Origin of the sequence: Vibrio rhizosphaerae, from assembly GCF_024347095.1 — a bacterium.
GTDB lineage: Bacteria > Pseudomonadota > Gammaproteobacteria > Enterobacterales > Vibrionaceae > Vibrio > Vibrio rhizosphaerae.
The window spans coordinates 925,838-938,734 of the sequence record NZ_AP024904.1 but is presented as its reverse complement, the minus strand read 5'-3'; the positions used below and the strand labels follow the sequence as shown (position 1 = coordinate 938,734).

The following is a 12,897-nucleotide window of genomic DNA, read 5'->3' as shown; positions in this document are numbered from 1 at the left end:
GGTGGACTGTTTAGGAGAAATTGATGAATTATTTTAAAAATTTGGGAATTCGTTGGAAGTTATGTATTCCGTTGATTTTTGTCATGTTACTGGTCCTAACGTTGTCGGGTAGAAGTTTGTACTCGGAAGGATTGCAGTCTGAAGCGATTACTATTGTGACCCGCCATGAAATTCCGGCGCTTAGCATGGTGCAGTTAGCGAATCGAGATCTGTATCAAGCTTGGGTCGCCGAGCGAAGTATGTTGACCCTGCCGGTTAAAAGTGATCAGTATCAGCTGATGCAGAAAATGCATCAAGATAGTATTACAAGTGCCAGTCAGAGCATGGAGAAACTCAAATCATTTCAATTGAATGCAGAGATGAAACAACTGATTGAGCAATTCTGGGCGACTTATCCTGAATGGGTCAAAGTGACAAAAAGAATTGAGCAGGAGAGGAGTTCAAATACCCGGGCCGGACGCAGTACAGCCATGGGTTTATCATTTAATGAAGGGTTTGATTTATTTCAAAAGACTCAACATTACCTAGAATTGATTACCGATATTGTTGTCTTCAACGCTGATGAGCGGACTGAGCAACTGGAAGAAATGCATCAAAATTATCGGACGGGCCAGTTATGGTTAGTTGGTTTTTCTTTACTGATCTGTCTGGGGATTATCTGGTTTTTCCCACTATTGATTACCGGTGATTTGAAAAATATTACCCGGCAAATCCAAGCTTTGGCAAAAGGAGGCGGCGATCTCACACAACGGTTGAAATTAGATCGTCGTGACGAACTGGGTGAACTGGCTGCTTATCTTGACCAGTTTATGAGTGAGCTTCACGAACTGGTGAAACAGATTATCAGCAATGCTGAACAGAACAATATCCATGTATCATCGTTAGGGGAAATGTCACGTAAAGCTTGTCTGACTGCTGAAAAGCAAGTGGTATCTATGCGAGATGTGTCGATTTCCAGTCAGGAAATGAGTGCTGCGATTCAGGATGTTTCCCTGCGGACTTCTGAGGTGGCCGGTTCCACAGAAAAGGCGGGTCAGTCTGCCAGTGAGGGACGTCATCAGGTCGGGACCACGCAGCAGAGTATCGGGTTATTGGATGAAAGTGTTGATCAGGCCGTGACGGCCATCTCTCGTATTGATGAATTCACCAACAAGATCAGTTCAATTTTAACGATCATCAGTGGTATTGCTGAGCAGACGAATTTGTTAGCGCTGAATGCTGCGATTGAAGCTGCCAGAGCCGGAGATTCCGGACGTGGATTTGCTGTCGTTGCCGATGAAGTCCGAGGATTGGCAAATAAAACGCAAAGCTGTACTGAAGATGTCAATGAAATGATCTCCAACCTAGAAAAGAGTGTCCGTGATGCTGTCCAGATTATGAAACAGGCGACAGAGAGAGCATCCGTGACGAAACAGGCGAGTGAGGAAACTCAGCGAGCAATTGATGACATGATGATGTCAATGGATCATGTTACGGAAAGGACCACGCAAATCGCTGCTGTCATCGTAGAACAGAGTAAGATGGCACAACATATTCAGGAAGAAATTAGCGTCATTGAAGCACAGTCTCAGGAGAGTGTTGAAGAATCGTCAGAAGTTGATCAGGCTTGCCGTAAGCTAGATGAGCTCCATCAGCATCTCTCTCAAGTTCTGGGGAAATTTACCGTATAAACTTAGACCTGCTTCAAATTTTTTGATGAAGAGGCTCGAATGCACCTTCTCATCATTGGCGGTTGAGTTTTTTAGAATCTGTTTGTCATTTGAACAATAACCGGAGAGTAGCTATGTCAAACGTACGACAGATTCACCAAATTATCCCGGCTCAACCGACTTCTGACGGCGATGGTGTTAAAATTCGTCGTGTCGCCGGTTTCAACCACAAACAGTTTTCACCATTTCTGATGCTTGATGAGCTCAAATCCGATGAACGGGCTGATTATGTCGGTGGTTTTCCGCCCCATCCGCATCGGGGAATCGAGACGCTGACTTACATGATGCAAGGCCATTTTCAACATCGAGACCATATGGGGAATGTCGGAGAGCTTCGTTCCGGTGGTGCACAATGGATGGCCGCCGGGCGGGGTGTCATTCATAGTGAAATGCCCATGATGGAAGATGGTTCCCTGCATGGCTTTCAGATTTGGATCAACCAGCCAGCGAAAAATAAGATGCAACCGGCTCAATATCATGACTTTCAGCCAGAAGTCATTACCGAATATACGCATGACGACACAGGGCTGTTAAGAGTGCTTGCGGGTCAGGCTGAAGTGGCAGGCCAGATGTTGCGTGGTCCTTTAATGCAAACGGGTGTTCCGTTGCTTGTTGCAGACTGGCGGGCGAACTTAGAACAATCGCTGAATCTCAATATCCCGCAACAGCATCAGGCGATGATCTACGTTTATCGGGGTGAAGTTCAACTGAGCTCTCGTGCTGTCAAAGCCGGGGAGTTTGCTTTACTGACTCAGGGTGACTGTATCATGGCTCAATCCAATACGCCTGACAGTGGGATGTTGATTCTTGCGGGGGAACCGATTCATGAACCTGTGGTACATTATGGTCCGTTTGTGATGAATTCATATGCTGAAATTGAACAAGCGATCAATGATTACAACAGCGGCCAATTTGAGACTTATTAATTGAAATGACACTGCGTGTCTGACCGGGGAATGAAGACTGCGCTATTCGTTTGGTAGAGGTCAATTTTTAGAGGATATGTCATCGTTCTGGATTGTGTCCATGCTCAGAATTTGTTCCAATGGACGAGGGCCTGACGATGATTATCCTTGAAGATCAATCGTCCCTGAATTTGCTATAAGGAGCACACCATGAAATCGTTGTTGGCAGTGCTGGGACTATTGCTGATTGGCTGTAGCGCAGTGTTGATTTATATGAGTTATCAAGATTATACCAGTCCCAAGAAGATCTATGGTGCTTGGTTGGAAACGCAAGTCATGAATGATCGGCGAGAAGTGATTACATTCAGTGAGCGTGGGGTTTATCGAAATAATCACCTGATTACCACCAAGTTTGATTTTGATGGCAAACAAGTTCAGTTTAACAGTGGTGGCCGGGAAAATATCTATCAGATCAGTGGGACGACCGCTTCTCCTCAGTTAAAACGAGTTGAACCGAGTCAACCGGTTCAGGTTTTGATCAAAAAAGGTTATGAACACACACTGGAAAAGCCCGACAACGCCTGGCGTCGGGTAAACACCAGAAGCTCTTTCGCCGAAGGATTTACCAGCGGCGATTAGTCTGTTTTTAAGCAATGTGATCAGGCTTGGTCAGAATCGTGTCGATGATGTGGTTTGGGGCTGGTGATATGCGATATTTTTTGCTAGCGTTCAACGCATTGATCTTGAAAACTGACTGCCAACTATGAATTCATGGATTACCGATATTCTTTCATCCCCTATCTGGCAAAGAGAAGACACGAATGTGCTTTTTATTACGTTAGCCAGTTTTGTTGCCTGGATGCTATGGCGTTTCCTCTACCGCCACTTAAATCAAATTACCGAAAAAACGAAAGTCCGTTGGGATGATCTCTTACTGCATGCATTGCGCTCACCGATTAGTGTATTGATCTGGCTCTGGCCAGCGATGATTTCCCTTGGGTTGTTGCTTGAAGATCTGAGCAAAAGTCGATTGGATTGGCTGGAAACACTCAAATTAGTTCTGCTGGTCTGTTGTTTTGTCTGGACGTTAATCCGGTTGGTCGACAATATAGAAAATTATATATTGCAGACGAAAGACAAAGATAAAACAACCGTTCAGGCAATCTCCAAAGTCGTCAAGTTGCTGGTATTCGTGGTCGGCCTGTTGTCGGTCATGCAGACATTTGGACTCAGTTTGTCCGGATTACTGACATTTGGTGGTGTCGGTGGTTTAGTGGTCGGTTTTGCTGCGAAAGATCTGCTGTCAAATTTTTTCGGCGGGATGATGATTTATTTTGATCGTCCTTTCAAAGTGGGCGACTGGATTCGTTCACCGGATCGTGCCATTGAGGGAACGGTTGAACGGATTGGTTGGCGGATGACGGTGATTCGCACGTTTGACAAACGTCCGCTTTATGTGCCGAATTCGGTGTTTAGTAGCATTGTGGTTGAAAACCCGTCCCGAATGCTTAACCGACGTATCTATGAAGTGATTGGTCTACGATATGGCGATTCTGAGAAGGTCGCTGCGATTGTCGCAGATGTACGAGAGATGTTAGAGGGACATACAGATATTGATGCGACCCAGACACTGATTGTGAACTTTGATTCTTTTGGTGCTTCATCGTTAGACTTCTTCATCTACACCTTCACGAAAACCGTTAACTGGATGCGTTATCATGAAGTGAAACAGGATGTGCTGTTAAAAGTCATGGACATCATCCACCATCACGGTGCTGATATTGCTTACCCGACTCAAACCCTCAAATTAGAGCCTGAAAGTGCCGGTACAGAATCACTTGAAGCGCGTCTAAACCAAGGCTGATTGCTATACGCTACTGGTAACGTCAGTCAATTGCCCGAGCAGATTCTTGCTTGGGCATATTACCTTGTTTATTGATATGAAGCCCCCGTTCTTGTATCGCTGTGGCAATTTTTGTCATTGATCGGGGAGATGATCTGTTCAAATTTGCCGAAATGCAATTGATTTCATAATATTAAATCTTGTCAGTGATGAAAAATCCCTGACAAAGTGAGGTGCTTTGAACCGAATCATCAGATCAAGTCCACATACCATAATATAAATCAAGGAGGATAGATGCGTGTTGATATCGTTGGTCGGCTTTTGGGCGATTTTTTTCTTGAGGCGAAAGTGGCGATAGCTGATATCGGTTTATATTACGGATTGGATGTCAGTGGCTATCCAGAAGATATGACACTAGAAATGCTAGTTTATCAGCAACTCGGAGATATGCCTGAACAGGGCGATTTTTTTCACTGGCAGGGATTAACTTGGGTTGTTGCCCGGGTTCGAGACTGGCAGGTTCAACTCGTCGGATTAAAGTTACCGATGAACTAAAGGGTTGTCGTCAATTGGAGTCGACATACCCAGATTAATACCGGGTCAACGTTTTGTGATTCTTTACTTGATATCGCCAAATAGGCAATTGACTAAACTTCGTCATGGTGATGGATACACTGGCGCTGGTTTATAGAACCACTTGTTGATGATTAAACTGAGTGACCTGAACCAGATACTGTGGTTCAGGCAGCTGCAATATATTTGCGTTGGCTGTGTTTCATTGCTTTCAGTGTTGCGATGAGCTGATCAATATCGAAATCGATATTGAACTGTTGCTTCAAGTTGGCAAGAAAGACTGCATCTTCACACATGGCTTTTTCCGGCTCGTCACTGATCTTCGCTACGGGGCGGCCATGACACTCAGCCAGTTTGATGACAATGGATAGCGGTTTATAGTGCTGACCGTATTTGTTTTGCCAGCCGTCGAGATCGTTAGTCAGAAATGTACCGATACCGAAAGAAATCTGAGCGCGTCCGGCAAAATACTCACACAGTTCCATTGCTTGATCAAAGTCGAGGCTATCGGAGAAAATAAAGAGTTTTGTCCGTGGATCGATGCCCAGTTTTTCATAATGCGCAATCATCTTTTCACCCCACGTGAAAGGGCAGCCGGAATCGTGACGGACACCATCATACGCTTTTGCTAAATGCATATTAAAATCATTCAGAAAAGCATCGATATTGAGTGTATCAGTGGGGGCAATCGACAGTTGACCATCGAATGCTGTCAGCCACTGTTCCAGTGCAACACGCTGTGAATCTCCCGGATTGACCAAAGCCTGATGACCCATAAACCATTCATGTGCGATGGTCCCAATCGGTTTCAGGTCAAATTTTCGCGCAAAGTGATAGTTGCTCGTACCGAGCAACAGCTCAGGGATCTCTTGCTTTAACTCGGCCATCACTTGTTCTTGTATCTGTGCAGAGAAACGACGTCGCGTGCCCATCTCTGTGAGTTTAAAGTTATGAATGCCGCGTTCGGCCAGCTCACGTTTGAGTGTGGTCAGTTTATGATGCAGAATCTGACGGGGTAAATCAGCGGGAACGTCTTGCCAGCTATACCGACTTCTGACTTCTGAAATGATGGCCATAATCATGGTTTCATACAAAATGGTATCGCGCCATGTTCCTTGAATCCCCACTCGCAGTTGACGCTTTGACCCTTGGTGGATAACACCGAACTCGACCTGTTGCTCAGGTTGGAACTGAAAGTAACGGAGTGCGTGCAGAAATGCAGGTTTAAGATGGGGAGAACTTTTTTTCAGATAGTTGATTTCCGCTTGAGAAAAGCGCAACGCCGACAGCTGTTCTACCTCTTTCCGAATTTCCGGGAGTAATCCACTGATATCTTCTTCTGAACGGACGGTCAGCTCGTAACGGACCTCGATGTTAGGATAAAAGGTATGGATGGCCTGCATCATATTGATTTTATATGCATCTAAATCCAACAGACTTTGGATGATATGTTTAGAAAAAAGATGATTGTTCATGGAGCCATCCTCACGATCCTATGTTAGTAACATCATCTATGTTAGTAACATTGTGTGCCTAACCTAAGGCGGACATTAAATGAGACGCGTGCATTTGTCAATCATTAGTCTATAGTACATGAATGCGAATATCTGATGAATCTTATTCTTGGGCTATAAAATACTATTTATTCTCAGATTATTTTCGGATTGAAATTAGCAATTAAGTTCGTAACATTCTGTGATTAAGTTTGACCAATGATGTTGTCATTCCATAGAATGGGCGAAGTGTTGTATTGGGAAAACTGCTTTTATGATTGTAACTATCGATATGATCTGTCTTCGTTTATCTGATGACGGCATTCAAGTTTTACTGGTGAAACGGAATAATCCAGAGCGTCCGGATTTTGGCATGTGGGCGATTCCTGGAGGTTGGGTGTACGACGAAGATTTCACCGATCGCGGTGGAGAGCCGGCCGATGAAGATTTCGAAGCAGCACGTCGCCGGATTTGTCGGCAAAAAGTACATACTTATCCTAATTTTATCAGTGATCCGTTGGTTGACGGCAATCCGAAACGTAACCCGAATGGCTGGAGTGTCAGTATTTCCCACTATGCTTTGCTGAATGCGTCGAATATCCGGCAAATTGAAGCGGCCGGAATGGATCGCAATCGTCTCGACTGGTTTGATTTAAATCTTATTATACAAGGACAGATGACACTGGCTTTTGATCATGCAGCTCAGATCCAGCATGCCTGGACCAAATTACGGGCGGCCGTCGAATATACGTCTGTTGTGCTGTTTTTTCTGGAAAAAGAGTTTTTGGTTGCAGAAATTATCGATGCTTATGCGAAGTTCGGGGTTGAAGTGAACCGGATGACGATTAAACGACGATTGATTAACTCGGAAGTCATTGTGAGCACAAATAAAATTGCTGACCCGAGTAAAGGTCGCGGGCGTGGCGGAAAGCCGGCGACGGTCTATCGGCTTGCCAACAATGAAGTCAGCTATTTTCAGACCTGCCTGCGCGGTTAGACCGAGCGACAGACACCGCCTGTCCGGTTGATTGGTATGGTCATAACGGTAACCGGATTGAATTAATTCGCTGCACTTTGTCTTGGCTCAAGCCCGTACGGTATATTGCTGAATATTTCCAGATGCTGAGGATACTTAGGTGCTGCATGAGGCTTTTGCCATCCCAGCAGCATGATCGCGAGCAGGTTACGATGCTCTCCTTCCGCCAGATTAAAATTCTCCTCCTCCGAAGGAATCATCTGCTTTAATGGCGGAATCGCTTCCTGAATTGCTTGTCTGGTCTGGGTGACAACCGGATCCTGATCAAGTCCCGCAAGCAAAAAACTCAGCCCGACTTCTGCGATGACATCCGGTTTTGACCGCGCAATAATTGTTTCGATATTGGTGCGAAAATAGTGGTAAATCCACTGATAATCTGCCGCTGACACTTTATGTTGATAATAACCTGAAGCCGCAATGATGATGTGTGTCATGCCATAAATCTTATTCTCATACTGCTGCTTGGACAGGGCTGTGTCCTGATCATCCGGATATGTTTTGCGAAATGTTTGTATAAACGCTTGCACAACATCCTGTTCCCCCAATTGTTTGAGCCAGAATACTTGATTGGCTAATTGGGCTGCCCATGCCTTGATCATTTGTGGATCGGTGGCGTATAGACTGAAATCATAGCGACGTAGAATCTGACGGAGTTGCTTATCATTTTTGTGCTTCAGCCCATACTCATCGGCCCGAGCCATTGCACCGAGTAAATCGACGCCTAAATAAAGATATTCCGGATGATGTTTGGTGACGGCATACCGTAGCCGAGAGCGTTCGCCTTGGCTCCCCTGATACGAGGACAGACGCTGTTGTGAATAGAGATAAATGGCTTCTGGTGTCGCGACATCATGAGCAAAGTGGTTCAGGGAACTAGCCACTCGGGCCATGTCCTGCCAAATGCCGGCGGCGTACTTGTTATCTAATGTTTGTCGGTACATCCGGAGTGCATAATGGCCCGCTTTGAAAGCCGGGAGTGTATAGAGGCGCTGTTCATAATACGCCGCGATTTGATCCGCTGAATCCTGAAAACTGGGGGGAAATGTTGTCGCTTCGTTTGCCGCTGGTGTTGCCAACTGCGTATTGGGTGTCGCAATGCACTGAAAGGTAAATATGATGAATAAAATTGAAGCGATGCCACATTTATTTAACATACGTCGACCCAGTCTACAGAGGATGATTTATAAAACTTATGCAATCGTAGAATCAGCTATGTTAGCGCAGTGCAATAAGTCTGTGAAATTATCGTATTGGACGGCTGTTGCGGTACTTCTGCATCGTGATTCTTGATATTTTAAATAAAAAATAAATCAGGTTTGCGCTTGTTTTATATTGCATTTATTTACAACAAAATCACTAGTGGGGCGTTCTTACTGACTAGAAGTAGTTATTCTGATATGAACAGTTTGATTTTAATAAATTTTTAATGTCAGAGTGCTCTTTTTGTCGACTGATCACGTCAGTGATCATTTCATGGCTGGAGGAATGTAACATATTCATACCAGTCCCTCACGGGAGAGGAGCATATGCGCGACGTTCTGTTCAAAAAATGGACAGTGATTGGTTTTCTGGTTTTACTTGCCTGTATTTTGATTGTGTTGGTTGAGTTTATTTTCCAGCGTCATCAAGAGGTGATGCGTCAAGAAATTCAAAGCCGGACAACGGAGGAACTTTCGATTATTCGATTTAAGCTGGAAGCAACAATTCTGGCCGATATCTATGTAGCGAAAAGCCTGTCAACGTTGACGACTGTGAATGCCAGTACGGTGGCAGAGAGTTGGGAAAAAGTCTCTCAGCGCATCATGGAACAAGGAAAATACATTCGATCACTCAGTCTTGCACCCAATGATATTATTGAATATGTCTACCCGCTGGAAGAAGATAACAATGTTGCTGGGCTGGACTTTCGGACGATACCTGAACAGTGGGCAACCGTAAAACAAGCCCATGAACTGAAAGAAATTTTTATTGCCGGTCCGATAACACGAGGAGAAGGCGAACAGGTCATTATTGCACGTTGTCCGGTTTTTCTTGACCCGCCATACAATCAATTTTATTGGGGCGTGATTAGTGTCGACATTGATATCGATAGTTTGCTTCAGTCCCTTGAGGTCGATAAGGTTCTGCCCGGTTATGACATTGCGATCCGCGGGAAAGACAGTTCGGGAGAGCAGGGCCCGGTGTTCTGGGGACAACCTGATGTTTTCAAGCATGCTTTTGCCCAGGAAATGATCTATTTTCCGCATGGTTCCTGGAGTATCGCAATTGCGGAACAGGACAATGTGAATATCCTTGATCAAGTCCCTTGGTTTCAGACCAATATTGTGCGGGTGATTGGCTATCTGCTCTTGATATGCCTCATTGCTTCTTTTCTGGTGATTTATCGTCTTTACGATAAATCGAGCCGCCTCTCTTTGTATGATGAGCTCACTCATCTGCCAAATCGTCGTTATTTTATGAATGAACTGAACCGGTATTTCGAACGGGAAAAACGAGCCAAACAGCCGATCGGTTTTGCCCTTTTGTGTATTGATGTCAATAAATTCAAAACGATTAATGATACCTATGGGCATAATGTGGGGGATCTGGTGTTGGTGGAGTGTGCCCGGCGGATTGAAAATGCGATTCGGGACAACGATTGTGCTGCACGGATTGGCGGTGACGAATTCTTAGTCTTGCTCAAAGGGGGAGAAAAGGGGGAAGACTTGCGGAAAATTATGGATCGGGTACGTCACGCGGTTAGCGTGACTCCGGTGATCTGTGGTGAGCTCGCAATACAGGTGGGCATCAGTGTCGGTTATACCTGCTACCGGCCAGAAATGCAGAGCGTTAACGAAATGATTCATCATGCTGATAATGAAATGTATGACGAAAAATACGCATCCTAATTCCTTTGACACTCAGAACAATCGACTGTCCCCCGAGCGGATTATCGATCCGTGACGATAATGTCCCCGGGGGCCGTGTTTGCTGAGTCGTAACAGCTTGGCTTACGGGGACAGACACTGCCTCTGGGGCAAATGAGCCGGGCATCGTTGACGATACCGCGTTCTATCCACTTGATATTGAGTATTTTGGCAAGCGTCGTCAGCTCATTCTGAATTACTGACGGTATGGCGGACATCCCGCCATTTCTGACACAAGACTCTTTGAGTTCCATCGCCATTTGTTGTGCATCGCCTCCTTGAGCATTGATCGCCGGATTCAGATCAATGCCGGCGCATAGCACGCGATTGTTACCCGCAGGATCCACAAGATTCAGTGACTCACAACAGTAGATTCGAGGCTCATCTCCGACATTGAGCAAGGAAATCTGAGCAGAGCTGGATGACTGCGGATGTTTCAATTGGCGAAATACGGCCCAGTGCTGGCAAGGGTCGTTGACTGTCCTCATATTGCCCCAAGGGAGCGGGATACCGTTGCCACGGTAGACGGCTTTCAGCTTTCCTTCTCCATAGGCATCAAAGTAATGCCAGTATGGATAGGGAGAGACCACCGTCATTCTACGCATTGCGACGGATGGAGAAACCCCGACTTTTTGATGGACGCTGATTTCATAGCCATTGCGATCCAGCAGTTGCCGGAAAGGAACTTTCGGGCAGAGTAGCGCGCCGGCAAAAAAGCTTGATTCGAAGTCCCGCCAAGCTTGTAAAATATCTTTTGAGTTGAGTTCATAGCTGGTCTGTGGATTTGCTACATCTTCCCAACTGCTGGTATGGCCGATTGAGAGAACGGTTTTACAGCCATCTTTGCTGTGCAGAATATTGTGGCCGATGTAGACCGCCAGATCATACTTGAGGCGAGTCGGGTGATGCTTCATCACGTCATTGAGATAAATTTTGTTCGGTGGTTCAAAGTAAGACGTGATTAATTGTCTGGCGGAGAGACCCAATTCATCCTGAACCTCTTGCGAGGCTTGCGAAAACCAATGAATTCCGAGGCCTAAATGTCTGGCAATATCCGTTAGATCTTCAACCGTCAGATTCAACTTTTTGAGCCCGATATTTTCTGCTGCGCGCTCCAAATCCGGAAAATGATTTTGCAGACTTTCCTGATGCGCCCGAATGAGGAGTTGAGCAAACTGACGGCCGGTAATGCCTGTTTGCGACAACATCTCCGGGATCGCAATCTGAAGAATATCTTGTGAAAACAAAAAGCTGGGTTCTAATGCCATCCCGCTGATGCCGCCCCGACTGCCTTTATCCGGCGTGATGTCGATCTGTTCCGGTTGATCGTCGAGAAACCACTGGGGACTTTTTTGAAAGACTTCAGCGATCACTGCCAGCATCTCAAAGCTTGGGACCCGTTTTCCCCGTTCAATCATCGAGAGATAAGACACCGAAGGTGCATATTCCGGATTGAGGCGAATGCAGCGAGATGACAAATCTTCCATTGTCAGATGATTACGTTTCCTCAAATTCCTGACCTTGGTACCAAGAAAGTGAGACTGTCGGATTAAGCTTTTAGATGCGGTCATTTGTAAAATTCACACTGTAAAATTTTTGTTGTGAAATTATGTATAAAAATAGATTAGTCTAAAAAGTAAGCAAAATCACGATACAGCCAATAAAGAATATTCGATGGTGTGACTTTGTGAAACGGAAAATGTGAAACGGAGAGAGTTTGCTGCAAAGGGGATGCATACATGAATATGCCAATGTTACAAAATTCGTTAGAGACGGATCGTGCGTTAAAATCAAATGACTCGTCATATGAGCAACAATCGGGTCAATTTATTACTGAAATGGTCATGTCCGTGGAATCGTTAGGAGCAGAACAGACACAAGAGAAGCAGCTTCAGGCGAAGCAGTTACTGGACCAGCTTTTCCCGTTGCATGAAGGATCACATAGTGATGTGACCGGGTATGTGATTGATTACCGTCATCTGACGGCTTATTTTCACGACGGGCGTCATACCGGGCTGCGTTATCCGCAACATTTCGTTGCCTATCTCGGTGACCGCAATGGCCCAGAAGCCATTTTGTTCCGTAATGGTGATGGATGTCATGTTGAAGTGACATTGGGCAATAGTAAAGGAACAGGAATGCCGGAGCTGGTTTTAGTTGACGATATTCAGTTGGAAACTTACACCCACTTAAACTCCGTCGCTTCAGAAAGTCATGCAACGTTAGGCTTGCGCCATTGGGTGAGTTTGGTGAAAGCTGACGGACAAGGACATCCTCAGGTCTGTAGCGAAAATAAAGAATATCAGTCTAAAGATGAAGCAGATTATCAACTGGGTATCAGTTTTAATCTTGACTCATTCAGTGCCTGATGCGATTTTGCCCCGTGCTTTCACATCCGTTTATTCATATTATTGAGTTGATATAAAGAATCG

At 45.3% G+C, this 12,897-nt stretch carries 11 protein-coding genes; 8 read left to right on the top strand and 3 right to left on the bottom strand.

Features of this window, described 5'->3' with window-relative positions:
* Window positions 1-23 precede the first annotated feature (23 nt).
* The 5 genes from OCV37_RS19260 (at window position 24) to OCV37_RS19240 (ending at window position 5,012) form a co-directional block, all read left to right on the top strand.
* On the top strand, window positions 24-1,670 hold the full coding sequence (locus OCV37_RS19260) for a methyl-accepting chemotaxis protein (RefSeq protein ID WP_038177745.1): 1,647 nt from the start codon (window positions 24-26) through the stop codon (window positions 1,668-1,670).
* 113 nt (window positions 1,671-1,783) lie between these two features.
* Window positions 1,784-2,635, top strand: a complete 852-nt coding sequence (locus OCV37_RS19255) for a pirin family protein (protein WP_038177747.1) — start codon at window positions 1,784-1,786, stop codon at window positions 2,633-2,635.
* A gap of 189 nt (window positions 2,636-2,824) precedes the next feature.
* Window positions 2,825-3,253, top strand: a complete 429-nt coding sequence (locus OCV37_RS19250; protein ID WP_038177748.1) for a DUF2850 domain-containing protein — start codon at window positions 2,825-2,827, stop codon at window positions 3,251-3,253.
* Window positions 3,254-3,377: 124 nt separating this feature from the next.
* Window positions 3,378-4,478 carry a mechanosensitive ion channel family protein gene (locus tag OCV37_RS19245; protein ID WP_038177749.1) on the top strand — a complete coding sequence of 367 codons (1,101 nt, stop codon included), beginning with the start codon at window positions 3,378-3,380 and terminating at the stop codon, window positions 4,476-4,478.
* A 273-nt stretch (window positions 4,479-4,751) separates the two neighbouring features.
* A complete protein-coding gene (locus OCV37_RS19240; RefSeq protein ID WP_038177751.1) occupies window positions 4,752-5,012 on the top strand; it encodes a transporter associated domain-containing protein in 261 nt (86 codons plus the stop codon).
* A gap of 185 nt (window positions 5,013-5,197) precedes the next feature.
* On the opposite strand, the gene pncB is transcribed toward OCV37_RS19240, so the two are convergent.
* Window positions 5,198-6,505, bottom strand: coding sequence for a nicotinate phosphoribosyltransferase (pncB, locus tag OCV37_RS19235; RefSeq protein WP_038177752.1), 1,308 nt, complete (start codon window positions 6,503-6,505; stop codon window positions 5,198-5,200).
* Between the two features lie 292 nt (window positions 6,506-6,797).
* On the opposite strand from pncB, the gene OCV37_RS19230 reads away from it, so the two are divergent.
* Window positions 6,798-7,520: an NUDIX hydrolase gene (locus OCV37_RS19230; protein ID WP_038177753.1), complete on the top strand. Its 723-nt coding sequence runs from the start codon at window positions 6,798-6,800 to the stop codon at window positions 7,518-7,520.
* Window positions 7,521-7,582: 62 nt separating this feature from the next.
* Here the strand turns inward: OCV37_RS19230 and OCV37_RS19225 are convergent, their stop codons facing one another.
* Complete coding sequence (locus OCV37_RS19225) at window positions 7,583-8,713, bottom strand: DUF3541 domain-containing protein (RefSeq protein WP_084717368.1); 1,131 nt, start codon at window positions 8,711-8,713, stop codon at window positions 7,583-7,585.
* 372 nt (window positions 8,714-9,085) lie between these two features.
* Between OCV37_RS19225 and OCV37_RS19220 the strand changes: the two genes are divergently transcribed.
* Window positions 9,086-10,447 (top strand): diguanylate cyclase, encoded by a 1,362-nt coding sequence (locus tag OCV37_RS19220; protein WP_038177755.1) that lies wholly within the window; start codon window positions 9,086-9,088, stop codon window positions 10,445-10,447.
* A 41-nt stretch (window positions 10,448-10,488) separates the two neighbouring features.
* Here OCV37_RS19220 and OCV37_RS19215 read toward each other — a convergent pair whose 3' ends face one another.
* Window positions 10,489-12,036 (bottom strand): DUF3612 domain-containing protein, encoded by a 1,548-nt coding sequence (locus OCV37_RS19215; RefSeq protein ID WP_084717369.1) that lies wholly within the window; start codon window positions 12,034-12,036, stop codon window positions 10,489-10,491.
* Window positions 12,037-12,210: 174 nt separating this feature from the next.
* Here OCV37_RS19215 and OCV37_RS19210 point away from each other — a divergent pair, with 174 nt between their 5' ends.
* Window positions 12,211-12,834 carry an aldolase/citrate lyase/malate synthase family protein gene (locus tag OCV37_RS19210; RefSeq protein WP_084717387.1) on the top strand — a complete coding sequence of 208 codons (624 nt, stop codon included), beginning with the start codon at window positions 12,211-12,213 and terminating at the stop codon, window positions 12,832-12,834.
* The last annotated feature ends 63 nt before the right edge of the window (window positions 12,835-12,897 follow it).